Here is an 18,391-nt window from a genome sequence, read left to right on the forward strand (position 1 = left end):
CACTACGCCGGTACCGAAGCGAAATGCCCGCGCACAAATTCACGCACCCGCGCGAGGTTGGCGGAGGCCGTAGCGGGAGGCATTGCCGGCCCGACTTCGTCGAAGTGCAGGTGTCCGATCACGTCGAAACCGTACGCACGAAAAACATGCGTATCCTGCAACAGCTGCATCGCCTGCCACCGGCCGTCCGCCACGAACGAGGCCAGCGGCGCGGCCGAGACCGTCACCACGACGGCACGGCGTCCCGACAGCAAGCCGTGCACGCCGTCCGGCTGGGTCTCGTACGCGAAGCCGCGGCTGAACACGCGGTCGATATAGCCCTTCATCATCGCGGGCATCGCCATCCACCAGAGCGGATAGACGACCGTCACGACGTCTGCCGCGAGCACGTCTTTCTGCGCGATCACGACGTCGGCCATGCGAACCCGCACATCGCTTCCCTCGGTCAGCTCCTCGGCGGAGAGCACGGGATCGAACCCCATCCGGTACAGGTCATGAACGCGCACGTCATGGCCAATGCGGACCAGTTCGCCAACATAGTCACGCGTCACGTTCATCGTGAAGCTGTCTTCCACCGGGTGCGCGACCACGATCAGGTGTTTCTGCATGGCGGTAGCTCCTTCTAAAAAAACCGCAGCACGAACAGGTTCATCCTGCGCGCGCCCGCCGCCATCCGATTGACACACGTCAACCATGCGAGGATCGCCGCGCGCGCGCTCCAGTTCACTCGACGACCAGTTCGTCCACTACGCGCCGCACGCCACGCGTCGCCCAGGCAGCGCCACATGCGGCGCGACGGTCGCGCAGCGAAGACACCTTGCCGCTGAGCGTCGCCACGCCGTCTTCGACCGTGACATGAATGCCGGCGAACTCCCGCTGTGCGCGGCGCGCGAGCGCCGCCGAGATGTGCCCCGCAACATCGGCCACGGCGTCGCTGTTGCGCACTGAGATCCGGTTGACCACGCCCATCACGCCGCGCATTCGGCTAACGACCTTCTCGGCCAGATTGCGCTGATAGCCCCAGTCCACTTCGCCCACGAGCGTCACGCATCCGCGATCCACCTCTATGTGAACCTGGCTTTCGGCAAGACCCGCCTGCCAGCGCAGTGCGACCACGATGGCTTCGGCGAGATCGATATCCGAATGCTGAAGCTTCGGCGGCGGCGCAACCGTAAGCTCGAAGACGATCGCGCGGCAACCCGCCACCCGCTCGACAGCTCGCCGGACGGCCATTTTTTGCGCGTAACCGGGCACCGTGCCCGACAACGTCACGATACGGTCCTGTACGCTGACATCGACGCGCGAGATATCCACCTCGGGGTCCCACGCGAGTTCGCGTGCCACCTCGTCTCTCAGTGCTTCATCGGATTTCATTGCGACCTCCTCTCGAGCTTTCCGACCGGTTGCTCCGCCTCAAGCATCGCTCGGCGCGACGCCGCGCGGCTGATATCGATCAATCCATTGCGCGCCGCGCCGCCTTGCGTCCGGTGGTCAGTTCGACGATTTCCGCGGTGATCTCGTCCTGACGCATCGCACGATACTGTTGCGAAAGGCTGGTGAGCCGCGCTTGCACGTTCGTGCGCGCAGCAAGCATGGCGCGTACGCGTGCCTCGTTCTCGGCCGCGAACGCGAGCATCAGCGCCTCGCACAGTTCGAACGACACATAAAGTCCGACGAGCCTCGCAAGAATCCGCGCGGGCGCCACGTTGACGAGCGGCGGCAACGCACGCGGCGTGACGTGAAAGCGCGCGAAATCGAACGGAATGAGTGTGCGCTGCACGACGTGCACGCGCGACTCGCCAGGCAGTGCGTGCGTGAGCGTGACGCATGTCGCGCGCTCGCCATCGGCAAGCCGGGCGTAAAGCGCATCGGACACGCGGGCCGCGAGATGGGGAACGGCTGCCGGATGCGCGGCCATCGGCGCCGACCAGGCCTGCGCGAGACCACGCTCCGCGCAGGCGCTCACGAGCCGGGTGCCGACCAGCAGCCAGTGACTGACGCGTTCGCGATGGCGGAGCAGGGCTTCATCCGCTATCCGGTCGTTGAGGCCGCCGACGAAGCCCTGCTCCGCACCGATGACGATGCGCACCTCGGTGCCGTCGCCCGTGTTCGCGGCGCCTGGCAACGCGCTCGATGGGTCAAACGCAAGGACGTCCCCAATCGCTGCACCCGCCGCTGCAGCGCAAGCGCGGATACCGGCGAGCCGTGCGTGCGCGTCGCGCGAGCGCGCCGCGGCAATCCCGCGCATGGCGCCGACCACGGCTTCGAGCTGATGGGTCGCGCCGATCCGGGCTTCGACCTCGCCGAGCTTGCCGCTCATATCGCCTCTTCGCCAGGCGCGATTCGGCCCGCGCTTGCTTCGTCGCCTGCAATGCCCGCGATGCATTCACGCACCCGTTCACGCAACGCGGCAACGTTTTGGGATGATTCGCCATCCGAATCGTCAACTACAAGACGCTCGCGGATCTTTGCAACGGCGCTCACGGGCAGCGCATCGAACTCGCCATCGGCGAGCGCTCCGAGCAGCGCGACCTGCCCGGCAGTGCCAAGCGGGTTGAAGCGCGGCTGCGCGAACAACGCGCGAATGCGCTCGCCGCGCGCAATCTGCGCACTCACACGCGCGTCCGTGAGACCGCCAAAGCGCGCGAACACCTCCAGCTCGAGAAACTGCGCGTAGTCGATCCTCAGCTGCCCCGCCACCTGCCGCAGTGCGCTCACTTGCGCCTTGCCGCCCACGCGGCTCACGCTCAATCCCACGTTGACCGCAGGGCGCTGGTTCGACGCGAACAGCGCCGCATCCATCACGAGCTGGCCATCGGTAATCGAAATCAGGTTCGTCGGAATGTACGCCGAGAGATTGCCCGCGTCGGTCTCGGCAATCGGCAGCGCGGTGAGCGAGCCGCCGCCCAGTTCGGAGTTCAATCTCGCCGCACGCTCCAGCAGCCTTGCATGCAGATAGAAGATGTCGCCGGGGTAGGCCTCACGCCCAGGCGGCTCGCCGGTGAGCAGCGCCAGTTCGCGGTGTGTCGCCGCGTGCTTCGAAAGATCGTCGATGACGACCAACGCGTGCTCGCCACGGTCGCGAAAATACTCGGCGACCGAAAACCCTGCGAACGGCGCGATCCATTGCATGCCAGGCGAAGCCGAAGAAGGTGCCACCACGAACACGCACCGCTGCGGCGTGCCGCGCGCACGCACGGCGTCGATCACGCGCTGCACGGCCGTGGCGCGCTGACCCACGGCGACGTACACGCAGATCACGTCGCTCGCGCGCTGGTTGACGATCGCGTCGACGGCAAGCGACGTCTTGCCAGTGGCTCGGTCGCCGATAATAAGCTCGCGCTGACCGCGCCCGATCGCGAACAACGCATCGACGATCAGCACGCCGGTTTCCAGCGGCTCGCTCACAGCGGCCCGCTCGACGATGGCGGGCGCGGGGCGTTCCACCGGCAGCCACGCCTCGGCGGCGAGCGGCTCGCCGCCGTCGAGCGGCCGCCCAAGCGGATCGATCACGCGCCCGAGCAGCGCCTCGCCCACCGGCACCTGAAGCACGGCGCCGGTACGCTCCACTCGCTCGCCGGCCTCCACACCTGTCGCGCCGTCGAGCAGCACCACATGCGCCAGATCCGCATCGAGTGTGCGCACATAGCCTGTCGCGCCGCTCGCGAAGCGCACCGTTTCGTCGAGTGCGACATCGGCGAGCCCCGCGACGCGTGCAACGCCGTCGGCCACGCTCGCCACGCTGCCGTTGGTCTGCGCCTCGGCCGCGATGTGCACGCGAGCGAGCGCGTCTTGCGCTCGCGCTAGCCAGTTCCGCGCGCCGGACTCAGCCGCGCACACCACCCTGCTCCAGCAATGTCTCGCGAATGGCGTCGAGATCGTGTCGCAGATGGTTGCGCACCGCCGCGTGCGCGCCCGTGAGTTCGAGCCCGGCAATCAGCGTGGGATCAGCGCGCACGCGCAGCGTGACGTCGCGCCCGAGCACCGCGCCGAAAGCTGCCTCGCAGGCTTGCTGTTCGGCGGCGCTCAGCGCGCGCGGCGCAGCCAGCGCAAGCGGCTCGCCCTGGGCGCCAAATTCGGCGCGCGTTTCGGGCGACAGTGTCGCCAGGGCCTCGGCGGTCGCGCCAATGAAGCCCTGCACGCGCGCCTCCGGTGGCATGCGATCGAGAAGACGGCCCGCAATCTCGACGGCAAGCCGTACGGCGTCGTCCTCGATGTCGCGCGCCTGCGCAGCGCGCCCGCGTTCGATTTCGCTCTCAGCTTGCGCGCGCAGTTGCGCGGCTTCGGCCCGCGCCTGCACGAGCAGGGCCGCCTTGTGCGTTTCGGCGTCCGCTTGCGCGGCCCGAAGCGCCGCGTCACGCGAGGCCGCGAGCCGCGTGGTTTCGTCACGTGCGGCGGCGTGCTCGGCCTGCGCTGCCCGGCGGTTTGCCTCCGCATCCGCAAGCAGCGCCTGCGCCGCTTTCTGACGCGCTGCAACGATATCCGCCACCGGGCGGAACAAGAATCGCGCGAGCAGCCAGACCAGCACGAGGGCATTGATCGTCTGCAGCGCGAGCGTCGACCAGTCGATGTGCATGGTGCTGCCCCGCTACTTGACGAACGGATTGGCGAACAGCAGCAGAAGCGCCAGCACGAGGCAGTAGATCGCCATGGTTTCGATCATCGCGAGGCCGACGAACAGCGTGCGCGAGACGGTGCCCGCGGAATCGGGCTGCCGAGCGATGGCGTCCATGGCGGCGGCAACGGCGCGGCCTTCGGCAAGCGCGGGGCCAATGGCGCCGAACGACACCGCGAGCGCGGCGGCCGCAATGCTGACGATTTCGATGAGATTCATGGCTTTTCCTGTGCGCGATGTCCGGAACCCGAGCGCTCGCCGGCCGCCGCGGCGCCGACGAACACCATCGCCAGCACCGCGAATATGTAGGCCTGCACGGCGCCGGTGAGGAGGTCGAGCGCCATCAGCGGAATGGGCACGAGCAACCCCGCGAGCGAGAGCACGATGCCGACCACGAACACACCGCTCATCACGTTGCCGAAGAGGCGCACGACGAGCGAAAAGGTGCGCGTGAGTTGCTCGACGACGTTCAGCGGGATCATGACCCACGTCGGCTCGGCGAAGGTCGCCAGATAGCCGCGCAGCCCGCGCGTGCGCAAGCCGTGAAAGACGGTCGCTGCAAGCACGATCAGCGCGAGTGCGACGTCGGTTTCGAGATGCGCGGTCGGTGGCTCGATACCCGGCAACAGCGACGACCAGTTCGCCGCCAGCACGAACACGAATAGCGTGCCGATCAGCGCGCGGTAGGGAGCGGGGTCGCCTTCGATCGTGTCGCGAATCTGGGCGTCGAGTGTCGTGACGAGCAGTTCCAGCACGGTCTGCGTCTTCGAAGGCGCAAGCGCGAGCCGCCGCGTGAGCAGGACCGCGACGGCGGCCATGCAGGCCATGATGGCCCACGTGACCACGACCGGCGCCGTGATCGAGAGCGCGCCAATGTGCCAGAGCGGTGTGGTGGCGAGCGGCGAGGCTTTCATCATGTCCGCACCGCCTGGCGCAGCACGACATGGCGAGCGAGCAGCAGGCCGGCCATACCTGTGAGCAGCGCCGGAATGCCCGCGCGCGCGAGTGCGAACAGGAGCAACGCGGTCAGCACGCAGCGCACGGCCTGTGCGCCGAGCGCAACACCCAGGCGGCCCACCGCAAAATAGCGCGCATTCCAGCGCAGCGCGGCGAAGTGCGCCGCCCCGGCCGCACTTCCCGCGGTAAGAGCCGCCGCGCATGCCCAGATCGTCGAGTGCTCAGTCATTCTGGTGACCCCGCTCCTGTCGATGCATCCATTTCCATGCGAACCAAAGACCCGCCGCCGCGCCAAGCATGAGCAGCGGCGCCGAGAAGAACACGCGCGTACCGAAAAACCGGTCGAGCATGTGGCCGATCGCGAGCCCCGCCAGCGTCGGCAACACGATCGTCCAGCCGAGAATGCCGATCTGCCCGAGCCGACTGCCGAGCGACGGCTCGGGTTGCGCGCGGCCACGCGCCTCGCGCTGCGCGGCGTCGCGTGCGGCCCGCGCCATGTGGTTGTGCTCCCCTGACGGATCGCTCATCGCCCTCGCTCCTGCGGCGCTGTAATCTCCTGTCCGTCCGGCATCGCTGGGCCGCGCAGATAACGCAGCATCTGCCGCACCGCCTGGGCATGCAGGCGCACAGTCTCCACGCGCATGCGCCGCTCGGCGTCGACCTGCGCCGCGCGCACACGGGCTACCTCGCGCTCGAGGCGCTCGAGCGAATCGCCGACGATCGCCTCGCGGCACGCAACGGCCACCGTGCGTCCGCCGGATACCGTCAAGAGGCCGCCGTCAACTGCGCAGTAGCGCCGCGTGCCGTCCGGCCCAATCCAGCGCACCACCGAAGGCACGAGCATCGTGATGAAGTCCGCGTGTGCCGGACGTATGCCGAACGAGCCGCTCTCGTCCTCGGCGCGCAACGAGCCGGCGGCCGCATGATTGACCACCATGTCCAGCGGCGTGGCGATCGTCAGGTCGAGTAACGCGGCCATATGCTTGCCCCTATGTGAGTGCGGGCGCAGTTGCCGCTGTTGCCGAAACGCGCTCTTTCTCGCGCGCTTCGTCGAGCGTGCCGACCATGAAGAACGATCGCTCCTGCCAGTCGTCGCACTCGCCGGCGAGTATTGCCTTGCAGCCCGCCAGCGTGTCGGCGATCGAGACCGAGCGGCCCGGCTGTCCCGAGAATGCTTCCGTGACCGCGAACGGCTGCGTGAGAAAGCGCTGCAAACGACGCGCGCGCTGCACGAGCAGACGGTCTTCGGCGCCCAGTTCCTCGACACCGAGCAGCGCGATCACGTCCTGCAGTTCGCGATGGTGCTCGATGAGCCGTCGCACTTCGATCGCAACCGCCGCGTGCTCCGCGCCCACCACGAGTGGATCGAGCAGTACCGACGACGACGCGATCGGGTCAATGGCCGGATACATGCCCTCCGCCGCCATGGCGCGCGAGAGTACGACCATGCTGTCCACGTGCGCCGCGATCGTCGTCACGGCGGGATCGGTGAAATCGTCGGCAGGCACGTAGACAGCCTCAACGGCCGTCACCGCCGCATCGCCCACCGAGACGATGCGCTCCTGCAGCGCGGCCACTTCGCTCGCGAGCGTCGGCTGATAACCGACCCGCGACGGCATGCGCCCGAGCGACGCCGACACCTCCGCCCCCGCCTGCACGAAGCGAAACACGTTGTCGATCATCAGCAGCACGTTCTGGCGCTTCTCGTCGCGAAAGTACTCCGCGATCGTGAGCGCCGTGAGCGGCACGCGCCAGCGCGCCCCCGGTGGCTCGTTCATCTGGCCATACACCAGCACCGTACGTTCGAGGACGTCCGATCCGCGCATATCCGAGAGCATCTCGTGGCCCTCGCGCGAACGCTCGCCGACCCCCGCGAACACCGAGATGCCCTGGTAGCGCTCGACCATCGCATGTATCAACTCCATCAACAGCACGGTCTTGCCGACGCCCGCGCCGCCGAACATCGCGGCCTTGCCGCCCTGCGCGAGCGGCGCGAGCAGATCGATCACCTTGATGCCGGTCGTGAAGATCTCAGTGGAACCGCGCAGCGCCGCCATCGGCGGCGGCGCGCGGTGAATGGGGCGGCGCAAAACGCCTGCATCGAGCGGCGCGCCGCCGTCGTGCACCGTGCCGCCCACGTCGAGCAGCCGGCCGAGCACCGCGTCGCCCACGGGAACCTCGAGCGGGCCGCCGTGCGCTTCGACGCGCGCGCCGCGGCGCAACCCCGCCGTGGACTGCAAGGCGAGCGCGCGCAGCACGGTGGCGCCGAGATGCGCCTCCACTTCCGCGGTGACGCGAGTGCCGTCGTCGCGAATGATCGACAGCGCGTCTTCGACAGGTGGCAGCGGCCCAGCTTCGAACATGACGTCCAGCACCGCGCCGCGCAACGCGCTCACGCGCCCGACGGCGTGCAGGGCAGATGCCGCAGTCTCGTTCGAGGGATGGTTGTTGGGCACAGGGCTTCTCCGCGGCATCATGCGAGCACGAGTTCGTCGATGACCGCGCTCACGCCAGGCTGTGCCCACGCCGCACCGCGCGCCACGGCACGTTCGGCTTCCGAGGCAACAGTACCCTTGAGCGTCACCACGCCGTCGCTCAGCTCGACATGGATGCGAGTGGCTTCGTCCTCGGCGTAGTACAGCAGCGCCCGACCGATACGCTCGCTGATCTTGCGGGCGTCCATACGCCGGTGCGCCGCCACACGGCTCGTGATCCCCGTCACGCCACGCAAGCGCACGAGCGAGCGGATCGCAAGCTCGCGCTGCCACTCCCATTCGACAGCGCCCCGCAAGAAAAGATGACCATTCACCGCCTCGACTTCCACGGCCCGTTGCGGCACCCCTGCCGTCCAGTGCAGGACGGCGCGCGCCATATCCGCGATCTCTTCGTCGCCGGGCGGGTCGGTAACCGGCACGTCGACCCGTGTACGCGCGACAACGGAACGCACGCCGCTCACGCGCCATGCGGCGCGTTCGGCGGCATGTGTCTGGGCAAGCGACGGAGCCGATCCCATAAGCGTCACGACGCCGTTCGCCACTTCGGCACGGATGCGCGATGCGTCGAGCGCGGAGTCGAACGTCAGTTCATCCAGCACGTCCTGCTTCAGTTGCGTATCGGATTTCATGGTGCGCTCGCGCGGGCGTCGTCTATCGAATCGGTCTCCTGATGATCAGGCACTCGCTGAGGCGGAGCCGCCTGCGGGTTTCGCCGGTATTGCCTCGCCGTTCGGGCGCAAGCCCACGAACTGGCCGAGATACGTCATCCAGTCGGCCGCCGGCGGCAGGGCGGCTGCCGGATGCGAGGCCTGCGCACGCACGCACGCTTTTTCGAAGTCGACCGTTAGTTCTCGCATCAAGGCCCCGTATGCCGCCTGGCTTCGCGCAGTCAGATCCTGACCTTGCTCGCATAGCGCCGTGCTGGCCGCGAAGTACTCGCGCATCAAGGTTTGCCACGTCTGCACGAACGCCCCCGATTCGTACGTGCGGGCATCCAGAAGGGCCTCGCAGGCGCGTTGCGCGGCCACACGGTCGCGCTCCACGCACTTCGCCTGCAGCCCCAGCGCGGCCTGTAGCTCCTCCAGACCCAGCTCCACCATGCGCGTGCCCGCGCTCATCATGCACATTGGCGCAAACTGCGTGCTCTGAGGGGTGTCTTTCATGTCGATCTCCTGGTCGATTGAGCACCGTTGCCTGATCTACCGCTCGTGGCATGGCACGGCGCCCCGGGTTCCTCCTCCAATCTAATGGGGGCGCTTCGCGCGCAATTGACCTGCATCAGAAGTTTTTGGGGGCGGGTTAGCGGCGCAGGTGCGCAGACAGGATCCGGCTTCTCTTGATTTGAATCAGAAGCAGACGTGCCCGGGCGCGCGAGCCTTTGAATTGCTCCGATTGACATGCGCGCGACCCGCGCCTCACCACCATGCCTTATCCGACCAATAGCGACTTGCCTCTGGGCGTACGCAATCATTTGCCGCTGCATGCCCAGGACATCTTCCGGGCCGCATTCAATCGCGCCTATGCCGACCACGCCCTGGACCCGCGCCGGGAGGAAGCCGCCCGCCGGATTGCGTGGGCGGCCGTGAAGCGCCTGTACGTCCGCGACGGGATGTACTGGGTATCCCGGTAGACAATCCCTCCCCAACGGCCCCATGAACACACTCCCCGACGACACCCTCGCGGTGCGCCTTCTGCGTCTTGTCGATACGCTCGCCGCGGAGCTGCATGGTGAAGCGCGGCACCCGGCGCGCGTTTCGATGACGACGCAGCTGGAACGGGATCTTGGCTTCGACAGCCTCGCGCGCGCCGAACTCGCAGAGAGGATCGAACAAACCTTCGCCGTGCGCCTGCCGCCCGACGCGTTTGCGGCCGACACGCCCGCCGACCTGCTCAAGGCGATCGAACAAGGCGCCCAGTGCGTGCCGCATGCGGCTGCGCCGCATTTCCAGGCGCAGGCCGAAGTGCGAGACGAACCCACGCTGGCGGTGCCCGAGCAGGCCCAGACGATGGCCGACGTGCTTCGCTGGCACGCGCTCCGCCACCCTGACCGGCTGCATCTCACGCTGATCGAGAACGGCGCTTCTACGGTGCTCTCCTATGGCGCGATCTTTCGGCGTGCCTCGCACGCGGCCAATGCCCTGCGCGCGCTCGGCGTCGATCCCGGCGCGCGAGTCGCGCTCATGCTGCCAACCGGCGCCGACTATTTCGTTGTCTTCGCTGCGCTGATCCTCTGCGGGGCCGTGCCGGTGCCCATCTATCCGCCCACGAGCCTCGCGCAGGTCGAGGAACACGTCGAACGCTACGCTTTGATCCTTGCCAATGCGCAAGTCTCGGCGCTGATCGCTTCGGCATCGCTGGGCACAGTGGCACAAATCCTCAGGTTGAACGTGCCGACGCTGCGTCAACTCGTCACCAGCGCGGCGCTTGTCCCGTCCCCGGCTGAAAGTGACGAGCCCGCGCCATTCGTCAGAACCGCACCGCACGACCTCGCATTGCTCCAGTACACCTCCGGCAGCACAGGTGAGCCAAAGGGCGTGATGCTGAGCCATGCGAACCTGCTTTCAAACATCCGCGCGATGGGCGAGCGCATGCATGTGCAGCCCGGCGACAAACTGGTGAGCTGGCTGCCCCTTTATCACGACATGGGACTCATCGGCGCGTGGCTCGCCCCGCTCTACTTCGGCTTTCCGCTCGTCGCCATGTCGCCGCTTGCGTTCCTCGCGCGTCCCGCGACCTGGCTGGAAGCGATCTCGCAATACCGTGCGACGATCACCGCTGCGCCTAACTTCGCGTACGAGTGGTGTGCGCGGCGCGTGCCCGAGCGCCAGCTCGCCGGGCTCGATCTTGGGTCATTGAGATTTGCGTTCTGCGGCTCCGAGCCGGTGAATCCCGACACGCTTCGGGCGTTCGCCGAGCGCTTCGCCCCGTTCGGGTTCGACGCGCGCGCCATCACGCCGGTCTACGGGCTCGCCGAAAACACGCTCGCCGTCACGTTCCCTGCGCCGTCGCGTGGCCTGCGCGTCGACCTCGTGCAGCGCGAGGCGCTCAGCATGTGCGGTGAAGCCATAACGGCGGGCGCACAAGACGGGCAGCTTGCGCTTGTCGCGTGCGGCTATCCGCTCGCGGATACCGGGCTGCGCATCGTGGACGACAACCGGCAGCCGCTCGCCGAGCGCCGTATCGGGCATATCGAGTTTCGCGGCGCAAGCGCGACGACGGGCTACTACCGTAATCCCGGGCAAACGGCACGTCTCGCGCACAATAGCTGGCTCGACAGTGGGGATCTAGGCTATCTCGCCGATGGCGAGCTGTTTGTGACGGGGCGGACGAAGGATCTCATCATTCGCGCCGGCCGCCACATCTTCCCCGATGAGCTGGAACATGCGCTCGGGCAGCTGAGCGGAGTCGAACCAGGCGGCGTGGCGGCCTGCGGCGAGCCGGATCCCCTGGCAGGCACCGAGCGCCTCGTCCTGATCGTCGAAACGTCGATGAACGAGGCCGCCGGGCGCGCTGACCTTCAGGCCCGAGTCAACGCTGTCGCGAGGCGCCTGTGCGGCGCGCCCGCCGAGCGGGTCTTGCTCGTTGCACCACAAAGCATTCTGAGAACGCCGGGTGGCAAGATCCGTCGCGCCGCGACAATCGAGCGCCTGCGCCAAGGCGGTGCCCCTGAGCAGCCGACGCGTGCGCTCTCGCCGTGGCGTCGGACATTCGCTCTCGCCGCCGCCAACGCAGTTCCGTTCGTGCATGCGGTCGGCGCGTGGCTACGGCGCGCTGTCCGCGGAACCTGGTGCTGGTCGATCGTCGGACTCGCGTTTTCGGCGGTCTGGCTACTGGTCACGCTCGATCGCAAGCCCGCGCGCCGCTGGCGCACGGCCGCTCGCGCGTGCCGGATGGTACTGCGCGCGGTCGGCCTGCGCACGACGCTGCGTGGCGCCGAACATCTCGACGCGGCAACGCATCCCGTACTGGCCACCAATCACACGAGCTATCTCGACGTGGTCGTGCTGCTGGCCATGCTGCCTGAGCCAGTGCATTTCGTCGCGAAGCGGGACCTCGCACGGCGCCCGTTTGTCGGCGGCCTGCTGCGCGCGCTGGGCACCCGTTTCGTCGCGCGCGAGGACTACGGCCAGAGCCTGGCCGACGAAGCGAAGCTGGTCGAATGCGCCCGCGCCGGCGAAACGCTGCTGTTCTTCCCGGAAGGGACATTCGTCGCCGCCGCCGGGTTGCGGACGTTCAGATTGGGCGCGTTTCGCGCGGCTGTCCTGGCAGGCCGTCCGGTTCTGCCCGTCGCCCTGCGCGGCACACGCGCTGCGCTGCGCGATGGAAGCTGGATACCGGAGCGCGGCGAAATCGAGATCGAAATGCTGGACCCGATCTACGCACAGGGAAGCGATTTCCGCGCGATGGTCAGCTTGCGTGAGCGTACCCGCTCGGCGCTCCTCGCGAAATGCGGCGAGCCTGATGCAGGGGCTCAGGCCGCGCCCGTGGAACCACCGTTGGCCGCTCACAGCCTGACAGGCAGTGACGCCATGACGACACGTTGAACTGGAGCTTCGCGCGGCGCAAGACGGCTATCCGTCTTACGCCGCGATCGATGTGACAGCCGCTGCGCACCACGAGAACGTGGGAAACGCCGACACCCGACACGATTCAGCATGCGCAGGTCACAACGGCAAGCGCTCCGCCAGGGTCACAGGCATGCCAGCATCTGCATCGAGCGCCGGCTCGCTGTCCGCGACGCGCCGCTTGACAGCAACGAAACTGTCGGGGCTCACCGAAATCGAGTCGATGCCGCACTCAACGAGGAAAGCGGCGAACTCGGGATGATGCGCGGGAGCCTCGCCGCATAAGCCGACTTTCGCGCCGGCGTGATGCGCCTCGGCGATCACCCTGCGCACCATCCATTTGACCGCTTCGCTTTGCTCGTCGAAGAGCCCGGAGAGCTGCGCCGAGTCGCGATCCACACCCAGTGTGAGTTGCGTAAGATCGTTGCTGCCGATCGAAAAGCCGTCGAAGCGCTGCGCAAACTGGCGCGCAAGCACGACATTCGACGGAATCTCACACATCACATAGATCTCCAGACCTTGGTCCCCGCGCTCGAGGCCGTTCTCCCTCATCACCGCCAGCACGCGGTCGGCTTCCTCGGGCGTACGGCAGAACGGAATCATCACGACGACATTGGTGAATCCCATCGCCTCGCGCAGGCGGCGGATCGCGCGGCATTCGAGGGCGAAACCTTCGCGATACAAAGGCGAGTAGTAGCGCGAGGCCCCACGAAAGCCGAGCATCGGATTCGCTTCCTTCGGCTCGAACTGGGCGCCGCCCACGAGATTTGCGTATTCGTTGGTCTTGAAGTCGCTCATGCGCACGATGACGGGTCGCGGATATTGCGCGGCCGCAATGCGCCCCAGTGCGCGCGAGAGATTCTCGACGAAGTACTCCGTGCGGTCCTCATAACCCGCGGTCAGATCGCGGATAGTGCGCTTCGCCGGTTCGTCCTTCAGCTTGTCGAAGTGGACGAGCGCCATGGGATGCACGCGGATCTGGTTGCTGATCACGAACTCCATTCTGGCGAGCCCTACCCCATCGGCCGGGATACGCCACCAGCGAAACGCCGCCGCCGGATTCGCGAGATTGAGCATGATGCCGGTGCGCGTAGGCGGCAGGTTCGAGAAGTCAATCTCGTCAGCGTGAAACTCCGCGATGCCCTCATACACCATGCCTTCCTCGCCCTGCGCGCAACTCACCGTGACCGCCTGACGGTTGCGCAGCACGCGTGTCGCGTTGCCGGTTCCAACGATCGCCGGCAGGCCGAGCTCCCGGCTCACGATCGCCGCGTGCGAGGTACGGCCGCCGTGATCCGTGACGATCGCCGAAGCGCGCCGCATGATCGGTACCCAGTCGGGGTCGGTCGTTTGCGCGACCAATACCGCGCCGTCGACGAAGCGCGCCATGTCGCGGGGCTGCTCGATCACGCAGACCTGGCCCGCGCCGATGGCTTCCCCAACACTCACGCCCGAGAGCAGCTTCGGCCCGGTCTTGCCAATGCGCCACGTTTTGAGCGCCCCGGCATCGCGGCGCGACTGCACGGTTTCCGGACGCGCCTGCACGATGAATATTTCCCCGGTGATGCCGTCTTTTGCCCACTCCATGTCCATTGGGCAGCCATAATGCGCTTCGATCAGGCATGCCCAGCGCGACAGATGGAGGATTTCGTCGTCACTCAGCACGTACGCCGTGCGCTCCGCGCGCGAGGTCCGCACATTCTTCGTCGGCTGCATCCGGCTACGCGTGCAGGTCATCTTGAGCGTCTTCGCGCCGCACGTCTTGCCGACAATGGGCATCAACGCAGGATCGTCCAGCAACGGCTTGAAGACCTCATACTCGTCGGGGTCGACGATGCCTTGCACCACGTTCTCACCCAGCCCCCAGGCCGCGTTGATCAGCACGACGCGGTCGAACCCGGTTTCGGTATCGATCGAAAACATCACGCCCGCGCCGCCCAGATCGGCGCGCACCATCTGCTGCACGCCAACCGAGACTGAGACCTCAAGCGCGTCGAAGCCCTTGGCCTGGCGATAGCTGATCGCCCGGTCGGTATAGAGCGACGCGTAGCAGCGCTGGCAGGCGTCGAGCACCGCGTCGGCACCGCACACGTTCAAAAACGTTTCAAACTGGCCCGCGAAGCTGGCCTCTGGCAGGTCTTCGGCCGTCGCGCTCGAGCGCACGGCAACGCTGAGTCTCTCGTTGCCGGTCTGGCGGCAAAGGTCCGCGTATGCGACACGGACGCCCTGAGCGATCGCAGCAGGCCAGACGCCTCGCAGGAATGCCGCGCGGATCAGCGCACCCGTTTCCTCTAGCGTGCGGCGGTGAGCGGCGAGATCGTCGAGCGCATTGGCAATGACGTCGGCGAGACCGTTTGCTTCGATAAAGTCGCGATAGGCCTGCGCCGTGGTGGCGAAGCCGGGGGGCACCTTGACCCCGTGCGGCGTGAGTTTCGCGATCAACTCGCCGAGCGAGGCATTCTTGCCGCCCACGCGTGCAAGATCGGCGCGCGTGACCTGTGCGAGCGAGACAACGGACGAGGAAGCGCATTCCATGAGTTGCTCCGCGTAGAGATGGGAAGACATCGACACAACGAATGCGGGCCGCCGCGGCTCACGCGGGCTCGCCGCGCACGAGCAGCACGGGGCACGGCGCATTGCGCACGAACTCCTCGGCCACGCTGCCGAGGAAGGCGCGCCTGACGCCGCGCCGGCCATGCGTGCCTAGCACCACGAGCTGCGCGCCAAAACGCGACGCACAGGCTTGCAGACAGTCCGCAACGCTTTGCGTGACGCCGCCCACTTCCTCGAGTTGCGTCTCGCAGTCCACACCCGCCGCCTTCGCTTCGGAGCGTGCCGCTGCGAGCCGCCCTTTGGCCTCTTCGCGATACGACGCGAGCAGCTCGACCGGAACGTAGGTTAGCCCCATGCCGAACGGCGCAACGACGTCGATCACGTGCGCGACGCAAAGCCGGGCGCCGGTCAGTTGCGCCATGCGCAGCGCCTCGGCGAGGGCCAGCTTCGAAGTCTCACTACCATCGAATGCAACCAGAATCTTCTCGTACATGCTCCGCCTCCTGACCCGCGGAATATCCCGCACCACATCGCGTTGCCTGACGCACATCTTCGGAGCGAGCCACATCACACGATTGATTTGCATCAAGAGACATCCGATCGCGTGGCATCGGCATAGCTTGATTTACATCAGATCCGGCAATGCCAGGAGCGGGATGATGCGGTTGCCGTGCCAACCCGGCCGCTTCCCGTGCGAGGAGAGTTCCGTGAAACTTGCCTGTGAAATTACCTTGACCGTCGCCCTCGTCGCGGCAACAAGCCTTGGACCTAACTATTGCGCGGCGCAGAGCACTCCCGCTGAAACAGAGGCGGCTGCGACGCGTACCGTGCAGAACGGCGTCGCCTATGTCACCGGGGGAGTGGGCAGCGATGAAGCGGCCGCGATGCGCAGCGTGGCAGGCCAATACAGCCTGAGGATGACCTTCCTGACACAAGGCGGCCAATTTCTCTCGGACGTGGACGTGGAGATCATCGGGCCTTCCGGGGCTTCGGTACTCAATACGCGTACGCTCGGTCCGTTCCTCTATGTCTCGCTGCCAGCCGGCAGGTACCAGGTCACCACGTACGCGGCGGGAACGAGGCAGACTCGCGTCGTGCTCGTGAATGCGCGTCAAGGCACGAATGTCCAGTTCGATTTCCCGACGCTCGTGCGCCGTGCCGCTGCACCGTGTTGCCACGTTGGCCCTGTGCGGGAATGAGACTGCGCGCGACGATGGCGGCGCAGCGAGCTGGTTTTCCCCTGATACAGGTCAAGCCGAAGACTCGCTCCATGCCTAAGCTGATTTCATATTCGTTGCCCCGTTAGCGAGATCCATCATGTACAAGCGACTGATCTTCCTGGTCATCCTCGCACTGCCCGGTTCGTTCTTCGTCATCGCCGCCGTTGGCGCGCATCCGCGTGGCCGCGCCCTTCTCGCGCAAGCCGCGGGCTTGCCCGTGCTGCGCACGAAATACGTCGCTTGCGCAGTGGCGCACCACGTTGACCGTTTGTGACCGTTTGTGACCGTTGGCATTCGCCGCTCAACCGCTCGCAAAATCGCGCCGTCTCGCCCGCTGTCTCGCACTAGCTAGCGCGCGCCGTCGGCAAATTCGTGCTCATCGGCACGCGCACAAGACACACAAGACAGCAACCGCCGCCTCACTCCACAGTCAGATCGTCCACCACAGCGCGCACGCCCGGCGCAGCCCATGCCGCCCCTCGCGCCACGCAGCGTTCGGCGAACGAGTGAACCTTGCCGGACAACCTGACCGTCCCCTCATGCACAGTGACCTGAATATGCCGCGCCTCACGGTCGGCATGCCGCCGCATCGCGTCCAGAATGTCATGGCTGATCTTTTCCGGCGCCACCTTATTGCGAACTTCGATGTGATCCGTCACGCCCGCGACGCCGCGCAACTGGGCAATCGCGCGCACGGCGGTCTGGCTCTGCCACGGCCAGTCAACCGTGCCCCTGAGCGCCACGTGACCGTGCTCGACCTCCACCTGGACCGCGTCCGCGCTCAGTCCGGCCGTCCAACGCAAGACGGAACGCGCGATGTGCGCGATATCCTCGTCGGTGCGGACGTCGTCGCCCGGCAGGCGCACATCCAATTCGACCACCAGGGCGCGCACGCCGCCTACACGGCGCACCGCCTGTTCGGCCGCGATCTTCTCGCCAAGGCTTGCGAGATGCCCAGCGAGCGTCACAACCCCGTCCTTCACCTCGACCCCGATATTCGCGGCGGTCACTGCAGGTTCCCATTCCAGCTCTGCTTCCACGTCATGCTTGAGTTGCAAATCGGTCTTCATTGTCGCCTCCATCCAATGGCCCAACGCGGGCCGTTGAGGCGAGCCTGACATGAAGCGCATTTCTGCGACTGATCTGCATCAACTGGAAGATCGCCCCCCGCGAACCGGCGCCCCGATCGACTCAGCATTTCGCCCTCCTCGTGTCAGTCTTTTCTGACACACCGCGCACAGATCACACATCAATCTCAGCCGGGGCTGATTGTTGTCATCCGGGCCAAAACCAATACTTCAGGCGTGGCGAGTGCAGAAGTGTTCGGTGGTCACGCGGCAAGCCAATCCAGCATCGGAGGCGCTGCGCCCACTGGTCAGACACCGCCGCAGTGCCCGGGAGCGAGTCATGAGCCAGCACGAACAATCCAGCTTCGCAGACGGCGCATCCGCGCGCGATCTGGCAATCGGCGCCCACCTCGTCACGAAGCGTCCGGGCTATATGCATCACGGCATCTACATCGGGAGCGGCCGAGTCATTCACTACGCCGGCCTTTCGAGCCATATTGGTCGCGGCCCGGTCGAGGTGGTTTCAATCGAGCAGTTTTCGGCGAAATCCGGGGTCCAGGTCGTTTCGCACCCACACGCGCGATACACGGGGTTCGAGGTAGCTCGCCGCGCGGTATCCCGCCTCGGCGAACAAAACTACCGATTGCTCACCAACAATTGTGAACATCTCTGTCTCTGGTGTGTGGTCGGGCAAGCGAAGAGTGACCAGATTGATGCCTGTATCCGCAACCCGGCTCGTGCCGTTCAAGTCATTTTCACGCTGTTGGTCAGCAAACTGCTCCGCGACTGGATCCTTACGTCGTTCGCCAGAACGTTCGAAGTCCGCGTCTCCGCGCTGAACGGCTGATTCGGGTGGGAAACACTCGCGCCACTGTGATTTACGCGTGCCTCGGTCCTTTCGGGTCTGCGCGGGGCCGCC

Annotated in this window: 21 protein-coding genes; 5 read left to right on the forward strand and 16 right to left on the reverse strand. The window is 66.5% G+C overall.

The window, feature by feature from the left end:
* Window positions 1-2 precede the first annotated feature (2 nt).
* The 13 genes from U5A57_RS32010 to U5A57_RS32070 all read right to left on the reverse strand — a co-directional run bounded on the left by U5A57_RS32010 (window position 3) and on the right by U5A57_RS32070 (window position 9,230).
* Window positions 3-608 carry an NAD(P)H-dependent oxidoreductase gene (locus U5A57_RS32010; protein WP_321915687.1) on the reverse strand — a complete coding sequence of 202 codons (606 nt, stop codon included), beginning with the start codon at window positions 606-608 and terminating at the stop codon, window positions 3-5.
* A 115-nt stretch (window positions 609-723) separates the two neighbouring features.
* Window positions 724-1,374, reverse strand: coding sequence for a BON domain-containing protein (locus U5A57_RS32015; RefSeq protein WP_321915688.1), 651 nt, complete (start codon window positions 1,372-1,374; stop codon window positions 724-726).
* A gap of 79 nt (window positions 1,375-1,453) precedes the next feature.
* Window positions 1,454-2,320, reverse strand: coding sequence for a FoF1 ATP synthase subunit gamma (locus U5A57_RS32020; protein ID WP_321915689.1), 867 nt, complete (start codon window positions 2,318-2,320; stop codon window positions 1,454-1,456).
* On the reverse strand, window positions 2,317-3,840 hold the full coding sequence (locus U5A57_RS32025) for a F0F1 ATP synthase subunit alpha (RefSeq protein ID WP_415774293.1): 1,524 nt from the start codon (window positions 3,838-3,840) through the stop codon (window positions 2,317-2,319). The genes U5A57_RS32020 and U5A57_RS32025 overlap by 4 nt, the downstream gene beginning before the upstream one ends.
* Window positions 3,827-4,576 carry a F0F1 ATP synthase subunit B gene (locus U5A57_RS32030; RefSeq protein WP_321915691.1) on the reverse strand — a complete coding sequence of 250 codons (750 nt, stop codon included), beginning with the start codon at window positions 4,574-4,576 and terminating at the stop codon, window positions 3,827-3,829. Before U5A57_RS32030 ends, U5A57_RS32025 begins: the two co-directional genes overlap by 14 nt.
* A 12-nt stretch (window positions 4,577-4,588) precedes the next feature.
* Entirely contained in the window at window positions 4,589-4,834 is a 246-nt protein-coding gene (locus U5A57_RS32035) for a F0F1 ATP synthase subunit C (protein ID WP_321915692.1), read from the reverse strand.
* Entirely contained in the window at window positions 4,831-5,529 is a 699-nt protein-coding gene (locus U5A57_RS32040) for a F0F1 ATP synthase subunit A (RefSeq protein ID WP_321915730.1), read from the reverse strand. Before U5A57_RS32040 ends, U5A57_RS32035 begins: the two co-directional genes overlap by 4 nt.
* Entirely contained in the window at window positions 5,529-5,801 is a 273-nt protein-coding gene (locus U5A57_RS32045; protein ID WP_321915693.1) for an ATP synthase subunit I, read from the reverse strand. Before U5A57_RS32045 ends, U5A57_RS32040 begins: the two co-directional genes overlap by 1 nt.
* On the reverse strand, window positions 5,794-6,099 hold the full coding sequence (locus U5A57_RS32050; RefSeq protein ID WP_415774292.1) for an AtpZ/AtpI family protein: 306 nt from the start codon (window positions 6,097-6,099) through the stop codon (window positions 5,794-5,796). Before U5A57_RS32050 ends, U5A57_RS32045 begins: the two co-directional genes overlap by 8 nt.
* Window positions 6,096-6,551, reverse strand: coding sequence for a F0F1 ATP synthase subunit epsilon (locus tag U5A57_RS32055; protein ID WP_321915694.1), 456 nt, complete (start codon window positions 6,549-6,551; stop codon window positions 6,096-6,098). Before U5A57_RS32055 ends, U5A57_RS32050 begins: the two co-directional genes overlap by 4 nt.
* Before the next feature lie 10 nt (window positions 6,552-6,561).
* Window positions 6,562-8,028: a F0F1 ATP synthase subunit beta gene (gene atpD / locus U5A57_RS32060; protein ID WP_321915695.1), complete on the reverse strand. Its 1,467-nt coding sequence runs from the start codon at window positions 8,026-8,028 to the stop codon at window positions 6,562-6,564.
* Between the two features lie 17 nt (window positions 8,029-8,045).
* Window positions 8,046-8,696, reverse strand: coding sequence for a BON domain-containing protein (locus U5A57_RS32065; protein WP_321915696.1), 651 nt, complete (start codon window positions 8,694-8,696; stop codon window positions 8,046-8,048).
* Window positions 8,697-8,741: 45 nt separating this feature from the next.
* Window positions 8,742-9,230: a hypothetical protein gene (locus U5A57_RS32070; RefSeq protein ID WP_321915697.1), complete on the reverse strand. Its 489-nt coding sequence runs from the start codon at window positions 9,228-9,230 to the stop codon at window positions 8,742-8,744.
* A 260-nt stretch (window positions 9,231-9,490) separates the two neighbouring features.
* Here U5A57_RS32070 and U5A57_RS32075 point away from each other — a divergent pair, with 260 nt between their 5' ends.
* A complete protein-coding gene (locus U5A57_RS32075) occupies window positions 9,491-9,697 on the forward strand; it encodes a ChaB family protein (RefSeq protein WP_321915698.1) in 207 nt (68 codons plus the stop codon).
* Between the two features lie 22 nt (window positions 9,698-9,719).
* Complete coding sequence (locus U5A57_RS32080) at window positions 9,720-12,611, forward strand: AMP-binding protein (protein ID WP_321915699.1); 2,892 nt, start codon at window positions 9,720-9,722, stop codon at window positions 12,609-12,611.
* 120 nt (window positions 12,612-12,731) lie between these two features.
* Here the strand turns inward: U5A57_RS32080 and ppsA are convergent, their stop codons facing one another.
* Together ppsA and U5A57_RS32090 are read right to left on the reverse strand one after the other, a co-directional pair.
* Entirely contained in the window at window positions 12,732-15,167 is a 2,436-nt protein-coding gene (ppsA, locus tag U5A57_RS32085; protein WP_321915700.1) for a phosphoenolpyruvate synthase, read from the reverse strand.
* 58 nt (window positions 15,168-15,225) lie between these two features.
* Entirely contained in the window at window positions 15,226-15,678 is a 453-nt protein-coding gene (locus tag U5A57_RS32090) for a universal stress protein (protein ID WP_321915701.1), read from the reverse strand.
* A gap of 214 nt (window positions 15,679-15,892) precedes the next feature.
* On the opposite strand from U5A57_RS32090, the gene U5A57_RS32095 reads away from it, so the two are divergent.
* A complete protein-coding gene (locus U5A57_RS32095) occupies window positions 15,893-16,384 on the forward strand; it encodes a carboxypeptidase regulatory-like domain-containing protein (RefSeq protein ID WP_321915702.1) in 492 nt (163 codons plus the stop codon).
* 118 nt (window positions 16,385-16,502) lie between these two features.
* Window positions 16,503-16,679 carry a hypothetical protein gene (locus U5A57_RS32100; protein WP_321915703.1) on the forward strand — a complete coding sequence of 59 codons (177 nt, stop codon included), beginning with the start codon at window positions 16,503-16,505 and terminating at the stop codon, window positions 16,677-16,679.
* Between the two features lie 145 nt (window positions 16,680-16,824).
* On the opposite strand, the gene U5A57_RS32105 is transcribed toward U5A57_RS32100, so the two are convergent.
* Window positions 16,825-17,475 carry a BON domain-containing protein gene (locus U5A57_RS32105; protein ID WP_321915704.1) on the reverse strand — a complete coding sequence of 217 codons (651 nt, stop codon included), beginning with the start codon at window positions 17,473-17,475 and terminating at the stop codon, window positions 16,825-16,827.
* A gap of 337 nt (window positions 17,476-17,812) precedes the next feature.
* Here U5A57_RS32105 and U5A57_RS32110 point away from each other — a divergent pair, with 337 nt between their 5' ends.
* Window positions 17,813-18,319: a lecithin retinol acyltransferase family protein gene (locus U5A57_RS32110; protein WP_321915705.1), complete on the forward strand. Its 507-nt coding sequence runs from the start codon at window positions 17,813-17,815 to the stop codon at window positions 18,317-18,319.
* Window positions 18,320-18,391 lie beyond the last annotated feature (72 nt).

It is taken from the genome of Paraburkholderia sp. J11-2, assembly GCF_905220185.1.
GTDB lineage: Bacteria > Pseudomonadota > Gammaproteobacteria > Burkholderiales > Burkholderiaceae > Paraburkholderia.